Source organism: Kitasatospora cheerisanensis KCTC 2395 (genome assembly GCF_000696185.1).
GTDB classification, from domain to species: Bacteria; Actinomycetota; Actinomycetes; order Streptomycetales; family Streptomycetaceae; genus Kitasatospora; species Kitasatospora cheerisanensis.
This window is the reverse complement of sequence record NZ_KK853997.1, coordinates 3,886,410-3,902,292: the sequence shown is the minus strand read 5'-3', so window position 1 is coordinate 3,902,292 and position 15,883 is coordinate 3,886,410. Positions and strand designations below refer to the sequence as shown.

15 protein-coding genes and 1 pseudogene are annotated in these 15,883 nt (G+C 74.3%); 9 read left to right on the top strand and 7 right to left on the bottom strand.

Annotation, left to right across the window (positions count from 1 at the left end; genetic code table 11):
- Nucleotides 1-38 precede the first annotated feature (38 nt).
- The 3 genes from KCH_RS17695 (at nt 39) to gap (ending at nt 3,031) form a co-directional block, all read left to right on the top strand.
- Nucleotides 39-710 carry an NAD(P)-dependent oxidoreductase gene (locus KCH_RS17695; RefSeq protein WP_035864136.1) on the top strand — a complete coding sequence of 224 codons (672 nt, stop codon included), beginning with the start codon at nt 39-41 and terminating at the stop codon, nt 708-710.
- A 145-nt stretch (nt 711-855) separates the two neighbouring features.
- Entirely contained in the window at nt 856-1,812 is a 957-nt protein-coding gene (locus KCH_RS17690; RefSeq protein ID WP_035864135.1) for a GlxA family transcriptional regulator, read from the top strand.
- A 220-nt stretch (nt 1,813-2,032) separates the two neighbouring features.
- A complete protein-coding gene (gene gap / locus KCH_RS17685; RefSeq protein ID WP_035864133.1) occupies nt 2,033-3,031 on the top strand; it encodes a type I glyceraldehyde-3-phosphate dehydrogenase in 999 nt (332 codons plus the stop codon).
- A gap of 66 nt (nt 3,032-3,097) precedes the next feature.
- On the opposite strand, the gene KCH_RS17680 is transcribed toward gap, so the two are convergent.
- From KCH_RS17680 to KCH_RS17670, 3 genes are all read right to left on the bottom strand, one after another.
- A complete protein-coding gene (locus tag KCH_RS17680) occupies nt 3,098-3,580 on the bottom strand; it encodes a hypothetical protein (protein WP_157032089.1) in 483 nt (160 codons plus the stop codon).
- 275 nt (nt 3,581-3,855) lie between these two features.
- Entirely contained in the window at nt 3,856-4,515 is a 660-nt protein-coding gene (locus tag KCH_RS17675; protein ID WP_035864131.1) for a response regulator, read from the bottom strand.
- Nucleotides 4,512-5,639, bottom strand: a complete 1,128-nt coding sequence (locus tag KCH_RS17670; protein WP_208865962.1) for a sensor histidine kinase — start codon at nt 5,637-5,639, stop codon at nt 4,512-4,514. The genes KCH_RS17675 and KCH_RS17670 overlap by 4 nt, the downstream gene beginning before the upstream one ends.
- 716 nt (nt 5,640-6,355) lie before the next feature.
- On the opposite strand from KCH_RS17670, the gene KCH_RS17665 reads away from it, so the two are divergent.
- The 4 genes from KCH_RS17665 (at nt 6,356) to KCH_RS43370 (ending at nt 9,768) form a co-directional block, all read left to right on the top strand.
- A complete protein-coding gene (locus KCH_RS17665) occupies nt 6,356-7,264 on the top strand; it encodes an ABC transporter ATP-binding protein (RefSeq protein ID WP_035872505.1) in 909 nt (302 codons plus the stop codon).
- Nucleotides 7,261-8,253 carry a hypothetical protein gene (locus KCH_RS17660; RefSeq protein WP_035864127.1) on the top strand — a complete coding sequence of 331 codons (993 nt, stop codon included), beginning with the start codon at nt 7,261-7,263 and terminating at the stop codon, nt 8,251-8,253. Before KCH_RS17665 ends, KCH_RS17660 begins: the two co-directional genes overlap by 4 nt.
- Nucleotides 8,254-8,323: 70 nt before the next feature.
- A complete protein-coding gene (locus KCH_RS17655; protein ID WP_244305357.1) occupies nt 8,324-8,857 on the top strand; it encodes a SigE family RNA polymerase sigma factor in 534 nt (177 codons plus the stop codon).
- Nucleotides 8,854-9,768 carry a hypothetical protein gene (locus KCH_RS43370; protein ID WP_035864125.1) on the top strand — a complete coding sequence of 305 codons (915 nt, stop codon included), beginning with the start codon at nt 8,854-8,856 and terminating at the stop codon, nt 9,766-9,768. The genes KCH_RS17655 and KCH_RS43370 overlap by 4 nt, the downstream gene beginning before the upstream one ends.
- A gap of 116 nt (nt 9,769-9,884) precedes the next feature.
- Here KCH_RS43370 and KCH_RS17645 read toward each other — a convergent pair whose 3' ends face one another.
- The 3 genes from KCH_RS17645 to KCH_RS17635 all read right to left on the bottom strand — a co-directional run bounded on the left by KCH_RS17645 (nt 9,885) and on the right by KCH_RS17635 (nt 12,420).
- Nucleotides 9,885-10,661 (bottom strand): ABC transporter permease, encoded by a 777-nt coding sequence (locus tag KCH_RS17645; RefSeq protein WP_035864123.1) that lies wholly within the window; start codon nt 10,659-10,661, stop codon nt 9,885-9,887.
- Nucleotides 10,658-11,632 carry an ATP-binding cassette domain-containing protein gene (locus KCH_RS17640; RefSeq protein WP_035864122.1) on the bottom strand — a complete coding sequence of 325 codons (975 nt, stop codon included), beginning with the start codon at nt 11,630-11,632 and terminating at the stop codon, nt 10,658-10,660. Before KCH_RS17640 ends, KCH_RS17645 begins: the two co-directional genes overlap by 4 nt.
- 122 nt (nt 11,633-11,754) lie before the next feature.
- A complete protein-coding gene (locus tag KCH_RS17635; protein WP_035864121.1) occupies nt 11,755-12,420 on the bottom strand; it encodes a DUF4097 family beta strand repeat-containing protein in 666 nt (221 codons plus the stop codon).
- Between the two features lie 227 nt (nt 12,421-12,647).
- On the opposite strand from KCH_RS17635, the gene KCH_RS39760 reads away from it, so the two are divergent.
- A complete protein-coding gene (locus KCH_RS39760) occupies nt 12,648-13,436 on the top strand; it encodes a GbsR/MarR family transcriptional regulator (RefSeq protein ID WP_084223700.1) in 789 nt (262 codons plus the stop codon).
- An 11-nt stretch (nt 13,437-13,447) separates the two neighbouring features.
- Here the strand turns inward: KCH_RS39760 and KCH_RS17630 are convergent.
- Nucleotides 13,448-14,773, bottom strand: a pseudogene (locus KCH_RS17630) (MFS transporter); the annotation flags it as partial.
- Between the two features lie 292 nt (nt 14,774-15,065).
- Between KCH_RS17630 and KCH_RS17625 the strand changes: the two are divergent.
- Nucleotides 15,066-15,883 (top strand): LysR family transcriptional regulator (locus KCH_RS17625; RefSeq protein ID WP_035864119.1); only part of this gene is annotated, 818 nt, incomplete at its 3' end.

Below are 15,883 nucleotides of genomic sequence, written 5' to 3'. Positions count from 1 at the left end.
CCCATTGCCGTGCACGGAATCGAGATCAGGGGAGAGCGATGAAACTGACCGTACTGGCCGCCACCGGCGGCATCGGCCGGCACCTGCTGGAGCAGGCGCTGGAGGCCGGGCACGAGGTCACGGCGGTGGTGCGCAACCCCGCCAAGCTGAGCGAGCAGCACTGGGCCCGGGTGGTCCGGGCGGACCTGGCGAGCGCCGGGCCCGCGGAGCTGCGGGACGCGGTGGAGGGCGCCGACGCGGTGCTGTCCGGGCTCGGCGCCGTCGGCAAGGCCGGGATCGGGGTGGCCGAGCACGGCACCCGGGCCGTCGTCGACGCGATGCGGCAGGCGGGCGTGCGGCGGCTGGTCGTGGTCAGCGCCGCACCGATCGGCACCGTGCCGTCCCCGGCCCGGCCGCACCCGCCGCGCCACGACCCCGGCGAGGGGCCGGTGATGCGGTACGTGCTGACCCCCGTGGTGAAGCGGGTGCTGCGCGCGCACTACGCCGACCTGGCCCGGATGGAGGACGTGGTGCTGGGCAGCGGCCTGGACTGGACGGTGGTCCGCCCGCCCCGTCTCACCGACAAGCCGCTCACCCGCGACTACCGGACCGCCTACGGGCAGAACCTGCGCGGCGGCGGCACCGTCTCCCGCGCCGATGTCGCGCACTGCATGCTGCGCAGCCTGAAGGAGCCGGAGACGGTGGGGCGGATCCTCGGCGTCGCGGACTGAGCATCCGTCAGGTCGGGGTGCCGGTGACCCGCTTCCTGCCTCCTGCTTTCCGGGTTCTGCACTCTGGTTCCTGCGTCCGGTGGCCGGCGGCGTGCGGTGGCTCCTGATCGGGGGGCGTCCGGCACGGGGCACCTAGGCTGAGGGGATGTCTGTTCCTCGTCTGCGCCGGGTGGCCGTGCTGGTCCTGGACGGCGCCAAGCCGCTCGACGTCGGGATCCCGGCGCAGGTGTTCTCGACCCGCGCGAGCATGCCGTACGAGGTCCGGGTGTGCGGGGCCGCACCCGGACTGGTCGCCGGCGGGGACGGGCTGTCGTACCACGTGGCGCACGGGCTGGAGGCGTTGGAGTGGGCGGAGTCGGTGTTCGTGCCCGGCTACCGGCACCCCGACCGGGAGGACCCGCCGGCCGCCGTGGTGGAGGCGCTGCGCGCGGCGCACGCGCGCGGGGCGCGGCTGGCGGCGATCTCCACCGGGGCGTTCGCGCTGGCCGCCACCGGACTGCTGGACGGCCGCCGGGCCACCACGCACTGGCACTACACGCGGGCACTGGCCGCCAAGTACCCGCGGGTGCGGGTGGACGAGAACGTGCTGTTCGTCGACGAGGGCAGCGTGCTCACCTCCGCCGGCGCGGCGTCCGGCATCGACCTGTGCCTGCACGTGCTGCGCCGCGACCTCGGGGTGGCGGCGTCCAACCACACCGCGCGGCGGCTGGTGGCCGCGCCGTACCGGAGCGGCGGCCAGGCGCAGTACGTGCCGCGCAGCGTGCCGGAGCCGATCGGCGAGCGGTTCGCCGCGACCCGGGAGTGGGCGCTGCACCGGCTGGACGAGCCGCTGACGGTCCGGGCGCTGGCCCGGCATGCGGCGGTCTCGCCGCGGACCTTCTCCCGGCGGTTCGTCGAGGACACCGGCTACACGCCGATGCAGTGGGTGCTGCGGGCCCGCGTCGACCTGGCCCGTGAACTGCTGGAACGCTCCGAGCGGAGCGTCGAGCGGATCGCCGCCGAGACCGGCCTCGGCACCGGCGCGAACCTGCGCACGCACTTCCAGCAGATCCTCGGGACGACGCCCAGCGACTACCGGCGGACCTTCGCCAAGGGGGAGTGAAAGCGCTTTCCGGGCGCGGCGGGTAAGCGCTTTCCAGGGGTGTCGGGCAAGCGCTTTCCGGGATGGCGCGCAGGCGCTCCTCGGAGCGCCTGGTAAGCGCTTTCCGGCTGGTCGCCGGGGTTGGCACGATCCTTGCGAACCATGGCACGGACGCCACTGCTACCGGCCCCGCCTGCGAGCGAAAGTGGAGGAGTCCACCCCGCACAGAAGGGCACCACCCATGACCCGCATCGCCGTCAACGGATTCGGCCGCATCGGACGCAACGTGCTGCGCGCCCTGCTGGAACGCGACAGCAAGCTGGAGGTCGTCGCCGTCAACGACCTGACCGAGCCCACCGCGCTGGGCCGGCTGCTGGCGTACGACACCACCTCGGGCCGGCTCGGCCGCCCGGTGACCGTCGAGGGCGACACGCTGGTGGTCGACGGCCGCCGGATCAAGGTCCTCGCCGAGCGCAACCCGGCCGACCTGCCGTGGGCCGAACTCGGCGTCGACATCGTGCTGGAGGCCACCGGCCGGTTCACCTCCGCGGAGGCGGCCCGCGCCCACCTCGCGGCCGGTGCGAAGAAGGTCCTGGTGTCCGCGCCGTCCGACGGCGCCGACGTCACCCTCGCCTACGGCGTCAACACCGAGGCGTACGACCCGGCCGCGCACACCATCGTCTCCAACGCGTCCTGCACCACCAACGCGCTGGCCCCGCTGGCCGCCGTGCTGGACGACCTGGCCGGCATCGAGCACGGGTTCATGACCACCGTGCACGCCTACACCCAGGAGCAGAACCTCCAGGACGGCCCGCACCGCGACCCGCGCCGGGCCCGCGCCGCCGCCGTCAACATCGTGCCGACCACCACGGGCGCCGCGAAGGCGATCGGCCTGGTGCTGCCGCAGCTGGACGGCAAGCTGGCCGGCGACTCGATCCGGGTGCCCGTCCCGGTCGGCTCGATCGTCGAGCTGAACACCACGGTCTCCCGGGACGTCACCCGCGAGGAGGTGCTGGCCGCCTACCGCGAGGCTGCCGCCGGCAAGCTGGCGGGCGTGCTGGAGTACTCCGAGGACCCGCTGGTCTCCTCGGACATCACCGGCAACCCGGCCTCCTCGATCTTCGACTCGGAGCTGACCCGGGTCGACGGCCGCCACATCAAGGTGGTCGCCTGGTACGACAACGAGTGGGGCTTCTCCAACCGGGTCATCGACACCCTGGAGTTGCTCGCCGCGAGCTGACGCCACCCGCCGGGGCCCGCACCGTCCGACGGTGCGGGCCCCGGCGTGTTTCGCCGGGTGCGGTGCTCAACCTTCGGCGGTGCGAGGCGAGTTCCGCCCGGCGTACAGGGCGCCGGCGGCCAGCAGGGCGAGCCCGCCCGCCAACGGGGTGAGGTACCAGGGGACTTCGTCGGTGCCGTACGAGGAGCCGTCGGCCAGGACGCAGGAGAATCCGAGCGGGAGCAGGTTGATCCGGTAGTCGACCACCCGCTCGACCGGCTGCCCCGGGATCCGGCAGGGAATCAACGGCGAGGAGCCGGAGCCGCCCTGCTCCGCCGCCGAGACGGCCCCCATCAGGGCCAGCGCCGCCAGGCCCAGCACCACGGCGGTGGCGCCGCAGCTCACCATCCCGAGCGCACGCAGCCAGGCCCGCCGGAGCGCCGCCCGGACGGCCTGGAACAGCATCGCGACGACGATCGCCAGCACGGTCGGCACGACCAGGACCAGGGTGAGGAACAGCACGGGCGCGGCCTCCGGATCGACGGGGAACAACGGAGTCGGGGCGGGCACGAGGTGCCGCACCTTCCTCAACAGGAGCCCCCGGCACCGTCGTTCGGTTCCGCACGGCGCTCCGCTACTTCTGCCCGGCGGTCCACTTCATGCCGAACCGGTAGGCCCGGAGACGGTTCTGGCGGCTGATCAGGGCGATGGTGCGGGAGCGGGCCTGCAGCGGGCGCTCGTCGAGACGGAGTTCGAACCGCTCGCCGCGTCGGTCGCGCCGAAGGCGTGGATCGACGGGACGGCGACGGTACCGGAGCGGGGTGCGGTTCGCGTACCGGTCGAGCTCAGGTCGGGGGGCGGGTCATCAGGTGGTTCTCCCAGGCCCAGGCGGCGATCTCCACGCGGTTGCGGGCGCCGAGCTTCTGCTGGACGGCGGTCAGGTGGCTCTTCACGGTGCTGAGGGTGATGAAGAGGTCGGCGGCGATCTCCTGGTTGGTGCGGCCGCGGGCGATGGCGCGGACGACCTCGGACTCGTGGGCGGAGAGCGGGCGTTCGGACGGGGTGCGGGCGGGTGCGACGGGGGTGAGGCCGCGCAGCAGCCGGAGGGTCAGGGACGGGGAGATCAGCGCGTCGCCGGCGTGCGCGGCCCGGACGGCCTCGATCAGCAGGGCGGGCGCGGCCCCCTTGAGGACGAAGCCGACCGCGCCGGCCCGCAGCGCGCCGTGGACGTACTCGTCGAGGTCGAAGGTGGTCACCACGACCACCCGCAGCGGGTCGGGCTCGCCGGGCCCGGCGAGCGCGCGGGTGACGTCGATGCCGTCCAGGCCGGGCATTCGGATGTCGACCAGGCAGACGTCCGGCCGGAGCCGGCGGGCGAGTTCGACGGCCGCGGGTCCGTCGGCGGCCTCGCCGACCACGGTGATGTCGTCCTGGTCCTCCAGGATCAGTCGCAGTCCGCCGCGGATCATCGCCTGGTCGTCGGCCAGCAGGACACGGATGGTCATCGGGAGACGCTTTCGGGGACGGGCAGTTCGGCGTGGACGGTCCAGCCGCCGGCGGGGCCGGGGCCGGCGGAGAAGGTGCCGCCGAGGGCTTCGACGCGTTCGCGCATGCCGAGCAGGCCGAAGCCGACGGGGCGCAGGTGGCGGGCGTGGCCGGGCGGTGGGGCGTCATCGGTGACGGTGACGGTGAGGGTGCCGGGCGGGTGCGCGACGGCGACTTCGGCGGTGCGGGCGTGCGCGGCATGCCGGGCGATGTTGGTCAGCGACTCCTGGACGATCCGGTGCACGGTGGTGGCGATCTCGGGCGGCCAGGGCGCGGCGTCCCGGTCCGGCAGGTGCAGCCGGACGGTCGGCCCGTGGCCGTCGAACCGTCGTACCAGCTGGGTGAGTTCGGCCGTCCCGGGGGTGGCGGGCGCGGTGCCGGGGGTGTCGTCGGCGGCGCGCAGCAGGCCCACCACGCGGCGCATCGCGGAGAGCGCGTCCGCGCCCGCCGTCTCGATCCCGGCGAGGGTGTCGTCGAGCTGCTCGGGGCGCTTGCGGGCGACGATCCGGGCGGCCTGCGCCTGCACCACCACGCCGGTGATGTGGTGGGCCACCAGGTCGTGCAACTCCCGTGCCAGCGCGAGCCGTTCGTCCCGGCGGGCGGCCTCGGCGGCGGACCGGCGGCGGTGGTCGAGCAGCCGCAGGCCGAGGCCGGCGGCGAGCGCGAGCGCCCACACCTCGATGCCGACCCGGAACGGGGTGGAGGGGGCCGGCCCGGCCAGCAGGCCGGTCGCCATCAGGGCCAGCCCGGCCCCGGCGATCACGGCCGCCCGCCGCCACGGCAGCGCTCGCACCGCGGACCCGCCCAGCACCAGCAGCCCCAACACGGCCGCCGCGCCCGGCTCTCCGGGCAGTCCGGCGGCCCGGGCCACGAGAGCGGCGACGCCCGCCACGGCCAGCCCGAGAGCTGCCGCCGCACCCCGGCTGCGGGCCCGGCCCACCGCCAGCGCGCACACCACCGCGCCGGTCGCCACGTCCAGCGCCCACACCCGGCCCTGCGCCGCGTACTGCGCCGCCATCACCAGCAGCGCCAGCGCGAACCCCGCCCCCAGCACCGCGTTCCCCACCACCCACGTCCGTCTCACGCAGCCACGCTAGGCGAATCCGCACCCGCGGCGAACCGGCCGAAAGTACGACGCCACGCCGCCCCGGCCACGGGGGGCTTGCCGCAGGCGGGGAACGTTGTGGCGGACGTGGCGTGAAGTGAGCTGGCTGCGCGGCGGTTTGGGGAGCTCAGGGAGTGCCCGAGCTGCCGTGCCGGTGTCCGGCCCGATGCTGGGAAGCGCGACGGCGAGCCGACGGCGGGCCGGCCGGGAAGGTGATGCCGCGGCGGACGGAGCCGGTGGCGGACGGTGTGGCGTGAAGTGACCTGGCAGCGCCGGGCGTTGCGCCGGAGGCCACGAGCCGGCCGAAGGTGCGCCGTCGCGCTGCCGTGCCGTTCAGGCGGTGTCGATGCGCGGATCGGTGTTGACACCTTCGGCGCGAAGTCGGCTGGTAGCGCCGGGCGTTGCGTTGCCGGGCCGCCGGTGCTGACCGGCCGAAAGTACGACGCCGCACCGTGAGGACCGTACCTTCGGCCGCTGTGACGGGGGCGGGGTGGGCGGGAGCGTGGGGGCATGGATGTGAATGTGAAGGGTGCCGTGCTGGCGGCGGTGGCCGAGAGGACCGAGCGCAGTCCGCTGCTGTACGCGTGGTGGGCGGTTCAGTTGGGGATGTTGGTCGCTCTCGGATGGGGTGCGTACCGGTTGGTGCGGGGTTGGCGGGCCCGGCGGGCGGAGCGGGACGCGGAGGACGGGCAGTGGTGACGCCGGTGCTGGAGGCCGTGGGTCTCGGCAAGCGGTTCGGTCGCCGATGGGCGCTGTCCGGTGTGGAGTTGAGCGTTCCGGCGGGTCGGGTGGTCGGGCTGGTCGGGCCGAACGGGGCCGGGAAGTCGACCTTGATGCAGCTCGCCTGCGGGCTGGTCGCGCCCACCGAGGGGCGGATCCGGGTGCACGGCTCCGAGCCCGGTACCCGGCCGGAGCAGCTGGCCCGGGTCGGGTACGTCGCCCAGGACACCCCGGTCTATCCGGACCTGACCGTCGCCGAGCACCTGCGGCTCGGTGCCCGGCTCAACCCGCGCTGGGACGCGGCGCTCGCCGACCGGCGGCTGGAACGTGCCGAGTTGGATCCCCGGCAGAAGGCCGGCCGGCTGTCGGGCGGGCAGCGTGCCCAGCTCGCCCTGACGGTGGCGGCGGCCAAGCGTCCGGACCTGCTGATCCTCGACGAGCCGGCCGCCGCGCTGGACCCGCTCGCCCGGCACGCGTTCCTCGACCACCTGATGGAGTCCGTCACCGAACTCGGCGCGACGGCCGTGCTCTCCTCGCACGCCCTGCCCGATGTCGCCCGGGTCTGCGACCACCTGGTGGTGCTCGCCCGGGGCCGGGTCCAACTGTGCGGCGACGTCGAGCCGTTGATCGCCCAGCACGTCCGCGTGACGGGCCGCCCCGCCGACTTCGACGCGCTGCCGTCCGAGGCCGTGGTGCTCGCCCGCACCGAGCAGGGCGACGGCCGGGCCACTGCGCTGGTGCGCACCGTGCGGCCGCTGCCCGCCGACGGGCCGTGGAGCGTCGCCGCGCCCGACCTGGAAGAACTCGTCCTCGCCCATCTCGCCTGCGCCGAACGCCCGGGCGGCAAGGGCCGATCGTCCGCCCGACCGGAGGCCCGTCGATGATCTGGCTGACCTGGCGTCAGTTCCGCACCCAGGCCCTGATCGGCCTGGCCGCCCTGCTCGTGCTGGCCGGCTACCTGCTGCTGCTCGGCCTCGACGTCCACCAGGCGCACCGGGACACCCTCGCGCACTGTGCGGCCCGGCCCGACTGCTCCGGGGCGCTGGCGGCGTTCGCCGACCGCTACCGGCTGCGCGCGGACCTGCTCGGCTACCTGCTGCTGGTGCTGCCCGCCGTGCTGGGCGTGTTCTGCGGGGCGCCGCTGCTCGCCCGCGAGTTCGAGGCCGGCACGCACCGGCTGGTGTGGAACCAGAGCGTCACCCGTCGTCGCTGGCTGGCGGTGAAGCTGGCGGTGGTGGGCGGGAGTTGCACGCTGGCGACGCTGCTGGCCGCGCTGCTGCTGGGCTGGGCCACCGGGCCGGTCGCGGCCGTCCAGGGGGCGCGCTTCGAGCCCGTCGCGTTCGCCTCGCACGGGCCCGCGCCCGCCGTGTACGCCGCTTTCGCGGCCGTGCTCGGTGCGACGCTCGGCCTGCACCTGCGCCGTGCCGTTCCCGCGATGGCCGCGACGCTGGCGGTCTTCACCGTCGTCCAGTTGGCCGTTCCGGCGCTGGTCCGGCCGCACTACCGGGCACCGGAGCGGACCAGCGTGCAGTTGACCGAGCCGATCGTCGCCAACCTCACCAAGATCGGTACGTACGGGGACATCGGCGGCCTGCGCGTCCCGGGCGGGCCGTGGGTGATCGACACCAGTCCGATCCTCGACCGCGGCGGCGCGCCGGTCGGGCGCACCGACTGGTTCCAGGACTGCATGGACCACAGTTCGCCCGCCGACCTGCCCCGCTGCCTGGCCGGGCACGGCGTCCACGTCGACGTCACTCAGCAGCCCGCCGACCGGTACTGGACCTTCCAGGCCGTGGAGAGCGCCCTGTTCGCCCTGCTCACGGCCGTCACCGCCGCGCTCGCGTTCCGGCGGCTGCGCACCCGCGCCGACTGACCGGCGGTCGGGCGGGGCCGGTCCGGAATCCCGTTCGGAAACCGGTCGGAGAACCTGACAACCTTTCACCGTGCTCGGGCGTGTGGTCGGTGTGAGTCGAGAAACCGAGGACGACGCTTACGCAGCCTTCGTCGCGGCTGCCTGGCCCCGCCACCTGCGGACGGCCACCCTGATCGCGGGGGACCGGCACCGCGGCGAGGAGCTGCTCCAGGACTGCCTGGTCAAGCTGTACGTCCGCTGGCGCCGGGTGGCCACCGACGATCCGAACGCGTACCTGCGGCGGATGCTGGTCAACGGCCATGTCAGCTGGTGGCGCCGGCGACGCCGGGAGACACCCACCGCGGACCTGCCGGACCGCCCGGGGCCGACCGGCGTCGAGTACGGGGAGACGGACGAACTCCACCGCGCACTGCTCTCGCTGCCCGCCAGGCAGCGGGCCGTGGTGGTGCTGCGGCACTTGGAGGACCTGTCCGAGAAGGAGACCGCCACCGTCCTCGGCTGCTCGGTCGGCACCGTCAAGAGTCAGCACTCGCGGGCGCTGGCCCGGCTGCGCTCGGCTCTTCCGAAGAACCGGTTGAAGAACGAGGAGGCTGTCAGCCCGTGAGCACCAACGACCACGAGGACCTGTCGCACGCGCTGGAGGTGCTGGCGGACCGTCAGCTTCCGCCGGGGTCTGCCCCGACGGCGGAGCTGCTGCGCCGGGGCCGCAACCGCAGGCGGCTGCGTGCCGCCGCCATGACGGGCACGGCTGCCGCGGTGGCCGGGATGACGATGGGGACGCTCTTCATCGGTGGCCCGGTGCCGAGCTCCGCCGTCGGGCCGGCGGCCGCCGCCGCGTCCGACCTGCCGTCCGACAAGCCCACGGGGTCGGCGAAGCCGTCCGGTACCCCGTCGGGCAAGCCGTCGGGCTCTCCCTCGGGCAAGCCGTCCGGCACCCCGTCGGGGAAGCCGTCGGGAACGCCGTCGACCAAGACCAGCAACAGCCCCGTCCTCAATCCGACGGTGGAGGACCTGCTCGCGGCCCGGAACCCGGCCGGGTACCGGATCGTCAACCGGTACAACGACCCGGATCCGACGCCCGGTTCGGGCCTGCGGTACCGGGTGGCGACGACCGAGTTCCTGGCCCAGGAGGGGGACTGGCCGGACCCGAACCACCCGCCGCGGACCGGTGACCTCGGCATCGAGATCACCCACGTGAAGGGGATGGCGCCCGGGACGACGTACCAGCCGAACCCCGACTGCGAGGGGACGCCGAACTGCACAATCACGCACCGGCCCGACGGCAGTGTGCTGATGGTCAAGCTGCCGCCGGCGGCGGGCGACCTCTACACGTGGCAGGCCACGCTGTACGGCACCGACGGCAGCATCGTCAGCGCCACCGAGGACAACTCCCCGATGATGGGGCAGAACCCGGTCCTCTTGCCGCTGCTCGACGGCGACCGGCTCACGGCCCTGGTGCTGGACCCGGTGTGGAAGCAGGTCGTCTCCAGCCTGGAGACCCAGTTCCCGCACTGAGCGCGCCGCGGCTCGGGACCGCGGCGGTGACGGTGCAGTGGGGGCAGGGGTGCCGCCGACACCGGTGAACGCCGATGGAGCTGACCTGGCGTCAGCTCCATCGGCGTTGCTTTCCGCTACTTGGGCTCGCGGTCGAACTGGGCGCGGGACCAGGCGTAGCCGAGCACGGTCAGGGCGGCGCACCAGAGCAGGGCGATCCACCAGTTGTTGCCGATGTGGGTGCCGAGCAGCAGACCGCGCAGGGTCTCGATGGCGGGGGTGAAGGGCTGGTACTGGGCGATCGGCTGGAACCAGCCGGGCATCGAGTGCAGCGGGACGAAGGCGCTGGAGATCAGCGGCAGCACGATCAGCGGGAGCGCGCTGTTGCTGGCGGCCTCCGCGTTGGGGCTGCCCAGGCCCATGCCGACGGCGATCCAGGTGAGGGCGAGCGCGACCAGCACCAGCAGGCCGAACGCGGCCAGCCACTCCAGCACGGTGGCGTGGTGCGAGCGGAAGCCGATGGCGACGCCGACCGCGCCGACCAGGACCACGCTCAGCACCGACTGCAGCACGCTGCCGATCACCCGGCCGAACAGCACCGAGCCGCGGTGGATCGCCATGGTGCGGAAGCGGGCGACGATGCCCTCGTTCATGTCGGTGGCCATCGAGACGGCGGTGCCGATCACGGTGGAGCCGATGGTCATCATCAGGATGCCCGGCACCAGGTAGGCCACGTACGCGGAGCGGCCTGCCCCGCCGCTCATCGCGTCGCCGAAGATGTAGACGAACAGCAGGAGCAGCATCACCGGGGTGAGCAGCAGGTTCAGGGTGAGCGACGGGTAGCGCCGGGCGTGCAGCAGGTTGCGCCGCAGCATGGTGGACGAGTCGCGGACGGCGAGTGCGAACGGGCTCATCGGACGGTCTCCTCGGACGGGGCGGCGGGCTGGGCGGGGACGGCGGGCGCGCCGGTCAGCGCGAAGAACACGTCGTCGAGGTCGGGGGTGTGCACGGTCAGCGACTCGGCCTCGACGCCGACGGCGTCCAGCCGGTCGAGGACGGCGCGCAGCGCGCGCTGGCTGCCGTCGCTCGGGACGAGCAGGGTCAGCGAGTCGTCGTCGCGGGCGCTCTCGGTGAGCGCGTCGGCGGCGGACCGGTAGCCGGCCGGGTCGGTGAAGCGGAGCCGGACGTGGCCGCCCGGGACGAGGCGCTTCAACTCCTCGGCGGTGCCCTCGGCGGCGATCACGCCGTTGTTCAGCACCGCGATGCGGTCGGCGAGTTCGTCGGCCTCCTCCAGGTACTGGGTGGTGAGGAAGACGGTGACGCCGCCGGTGACGAGTTCCCTGATGATCTGCCACATGCCGTGCCGGCTGCGGGGGTCGAGCCCGGTGGTCGGCTCGTCCAGGAAGATGATCCGCGGGTCGCCGACCAGGGTCATCGCGATGTCGAGGCGGCGCTTCATGCCGCCGGAGTAGGTGGAGGCGGGCTTCTGCGCGGCCTCGGTGAGGTCGAAGCGGGCCAGCAGGTCGGCGGCGACCCGGCGGCCCTCGGCCTTGGAGAGGTGGTGCAGGTCGGCCATCAGCAGCATGTTCTCCTCGCCGGTGATCAGGCCGTCGACGGCGGAGAACTGGCCGGTGACGCCGATCGCGGCGCGCACCGCCTGCGGGTCGGCGGCCAGGTCGTGTCCGCCGATCCGGATCGGCCCGCTGCCGGGGCCGGCGGAGATCAGGGTGGAGAGGATCTTGACGGCGGTGGTCTTGCCGGCCCCGTTCGGGCCGAGCAGGGCGAAGACGGTCCCTTCCGGGACGGACAGGTCGACGCCGTCGAGGACGGTCTTGTCGCCGTAGGACTTGCGCAGCCCCTGCGCGGCGATGGCCAGGCGGGTCATGGGTGAGCTCCTTCTGCTGCGGGGTGCGGGGTGGTGCCTGGTGGGGTGTCGCCGGAGCCGGCGACCGGGGTGCTGCCGGGCCCGGCCGCCGCGCGGGCGGCGGCCGGGGGGCGGGGCGGCGGTCAGACGGTGTGGGCGGTGATGTCGCCGTTGGCGGTGGTGGCGCGGATGTTCAGCGCGGTCACGTCGTCGGCGTTGCGCAGTGCGTTGTGGATGCGGCCGTGGCCGGTGCCGGCGTCCAGCGAGGCGGAGATGCCGCGGGCGGCGCCGACGGTGATCGATCCGGACTGGGTGGTGAGCTCCAGTTCGCCGCGGGTGGCCTCGGTGACGGTGAGGTCGCCGCGCTGGGTGTCGAGCCGGGCGGACCCGGTGAGGCGGCCGACCTCGATGCTGCCGTCCTGCAGGACCAGGCGGCCGCCGGCGCTCTCGTCGAGCTTGACCGCGCCGCGGGCGCTCTCGAACGAGACCTCGCCGAGGCGTCCGACGCCGCGCAGTTCGACGTCGGCGGTGTTCGCCTCGACCCGCGAGCCGGCGGGCAGTTGGACGGTGACCTCCAGCGCACCGCTCGGGCCGAGCAGGCGGTTCTTCGCGGCGGTGGCGATCCGCAGCACGCCGTCGGTGAGGGTGACCTCGGTGGACTCGGCGGCCTGCGCGTCGCGGTTCTTCTCCGGGTTGGCCGGCCGCACCTCGACGAGGGTGTCGGTGCGGTCGCTGGCGATCAGGTTGAGGCGGCCGGCCGGGATCTCGACGACGGCGGTGATCGCGGTGGTGGTGTCGAACTTCTGCATGGTGTTGTCCCCCTGTGCGCTTCGTTTCTGACATTGGAAACGCTACGTTGCGTTCAAGGATCCGGCAACGCTGTTGTTGCAATCGAACTGCAAAAGCGCAGGTAGAGCCGCATATTTCGTTGCAACAGTACGCGAGGTAACGCAACATCAGACAGGGGTGCGTTGCAATAGACTGAGGGTGAACGCTATGCTGGTGCCGTCCAGGACACCGACCGAGGGAGACCGTGATGCCGGGAGGCAGGCTCACCCAGCAGGAACGCCAGCAGATCGCGCTGGGACTGGCCGATGACCTCGCCTACGCCGAGATCGCCCGCCGCCTCGACCGCCCGACCTCGACCGTCACCCGCGAGGTCATGCGCAACGGCGGCCCGAACGGCTACCGCGCCGACCTCGCCCACCGCGCCACCGAGCAGCGCGCCCAGCGCCGCCAGTCGCTGCCCCGCGGCCCGTACGCGGACCGGCCCGCCGACGGGCGCGACCCGGACGCCCTGCAGGCCTACGAAGAGGCCGTCACCACCGTCTTCATGCAGTCCGGCATGAGCCGGATGCCGTCCCGGGTGCTGGCCGCCCTGCTGCTCACCGACGACGGCCACCTCACCGCGGCCCAGCTCGCCCAGCGCCTCCAGGTCAGCCCCGCGTCCATCTCCAAGGCGGTCACCTACCTGGACGAGCAGACCATGATCCGCCGCGAGCGGGACGAGCGCCGTCGCGAGCGCTACGCGCTGGACGAGGACATCTGGTACCAGGCCACCATCGCCAGCGCCCGCGCCAACGCCGCCGTGGTCGCCACCGCCCGCCAGGGCGTCTCCGTCCTCGGCCCCGGCACCCCGGCCGCCACCCGGCTGGAGAACATCGCGCGGTTCCTCGACTTCGTCTCCGAGAGCCTGGTCCGGGTGGCCGACCAGGCCCGCGACGTCCTGTTCGCCAAGCCCGCGTCGGACGGCGAGAACGCCGGGGCCGCCGCCGGAAGCAGCGCCGGCGGCGACGACAAGGACGGTGCCGGCGGCCGGAGTTGAGCGCTTCCGTCCGCCGTCCGGTCAGGCCCGGGCCCGACCGGACGGCCCAGCCGGGCGGCGACCGCGCCGGCGCCGGCCAGCAGCGCGAGGCCGGCCACCAGCAGCGCGAGCCGGGTGCCGTCGCCGTCCGGGGCCGCGTCGGCCGTCGTGCCGAGGACGGCGACGCCGAGCACCGCGCCGGTCTGCCGGGCCGAGTTCAACGCGCCCGAGGCGATCCCGGCCTGCTCCTTGGCGACCGCGCCGACCACCGCCGTCATCAGCGACGGGATCGCGAACGACAGCCCGAAGCCCAGCACCAGCAGGCCGCCCGCCATCGCCGCCCGCGCGGCCGTCGAACCGCCCGTCGCCGCGGCGGCCACCAGCACCCCGGCGCCCATCAGCAGGAACCCGCCGACCGCCGGGCGGCGCGCGCCGATCCGCCCCACCAGGCGCCCGGTGAAGACCGGGTTGAACGCGGTCGGCAGCATCAGCGGCAGGAACGCGAGGCCCGCGCCGAGCGCGCTCAGGCCGTCCGCCCGCTGGAAGTGCAGGGACAGCACGAACAGCACGCCCGACAGCCCGAAGTTCACCAGCAGCCCGGCGCACAGGCCGGTGGCCAGCGTCCGGTCCCGCAGCAGGCCGAGCGGCAGCATCGGTGCGCGGCGGGCGGCCTCCCGGCGGCGCTCGACCCGCACGAACAGGCCGCCCGCCGCCGCGAACACCGCGAAGCCGCCGAGCACCGGCAGCGAGGTCCAGCCCGCCGGCCCGCCCTCGATCAGCGCGCAGGTCAGCCCGGTCAGCGCCAGCACCGCGCACACCTGGCCCGGCAGGTCGACGCCCCGGGCCGGCCCGGGCCGTTCGACCGGGGCGTGACGCACCGTCAGGACCACCGCGGCCAGCGCGACCGGCACGTTGACCAGGAAGACCGCCCGCCAGCCGAACCGGTCGGTGAGCAGCCCGCCCACCAGCGGCCCGGCCGCCAGCGCGCTGCCGCTGATCGCCGCCCACACGCCCATCGCCCGGGCGCGGACCGCCGGCTCGGTCCAGGCGTGCGCGATCACCGCCAGCGAGGCCGGCAGCAGCAGCGCGCCCGCCACGCCGAGCAGCGCCCGCAGCGCGATCAGCGCCCCGATCGAGCCGGCCGGCGCGCTCGCCGCGGAGCAGGCGGCGAACAGCCACAGCCCGGCCAGGAACACCCGGCGCCCGCCGTAGCGGTCCGCCAGCGCACCGGCGGTGAGCAGCAGCGCGGCGAAGGTGAGGGTGTAGCCGTTCGACACCCACTGCAGGCCGCTGAGCGAACCCGACAGGTCCGTGCCGATCGCGGGCAGCGCCACGGTCACCACCGTGGTGTCCAGCATCACCATGAAGTAGCCGAGCGACAGGCCGAGCAGCAGGAGGCCGTTGCCGCGCCGGGACGCGGTCTGCAGAGCGGGCATGGCTGTCCCCCCGAGGGTGCGAAAGAGCTGCGGGTGCGGAAGGGCGCCGGACGACGGCGGCGCCGCGGTTCGCCGGGCCGGTTGTGAGCGGCGGGCGATCACTGAAATTCTGGCCGCGCCGGGGTGGTTGAGGAAGCGGGCGCTTCCGATGGCGCCCATCGCCGGAGCCGATGGCACCGCCGGGGCCGAGCATCGAGGACGAGGAGCGGACGCCGTGGAACTGCGCCACCTGCGGACCTTCCGCACCGTCGCCCGGACGCTCAACTTCACCAGGGCGGCGGCCGAGTTGAACTACGCGCAGTCCAGCGTCACCGAGCAGGTCCAGGCACTGGAGGCGGAGCTCGGCGCGAAGCTGTTCGACCGCGGCGGCCGCCGGTTGACCCTCACCCCCGCCGGCGAGCGGCTGGTCGAGTACGCGGACCGGATGCTGCTGCTCGCCGAGGAGGCCCGGTTGGCGGTCGAGGAGGAGGACCGGCAGCCCGGCGGCCGGCTGGTCGTCGGCGGGCTGGAGACGCTGTGCTCCCACCGCCTCCCCGCGGTACTCGCCCCGTACCGGCGGGAGTTCCCCCGGGTGCAGGTGACGGTCCGTCAGGGAAGCCGCGGCGAGCTGTACGACTGGGTCCGGCGGGGCGAGATCGACGTCGCGCTGACCTTCGGGCCGGCCCCCCGCGACGAGGCGGTCGCGTCCGAGACGCTGGCCGGCGAGCGGCTGGTGGTGGTCACCCCGGTCGGGCACCGCCTGTCCGGGTACCCGCAGCTCGGCGGGCCGGAGTTGCGCGGCGAGCCGTTCCTGGCGACCCCGCCCGGCTGCGGCTTCCGGGAGATGCTGGACGCCCTGATCGACAGCCTCGGCCCGGACGCGCCGGTGATCGACACCGAGCTCGCCGGCATCGCGGCACTGTGCCAGTGCGCCGCCGCCGGCCTGGGCTGCGCCCTGCTGCCCGAGCTCGCGGCGACCGGTCCGGCGGGGCGCGGCGAGGTCGCCGCCGTCCCGCTGACCGGCGACGCCGCCTGGACCACGGTCACCATGAC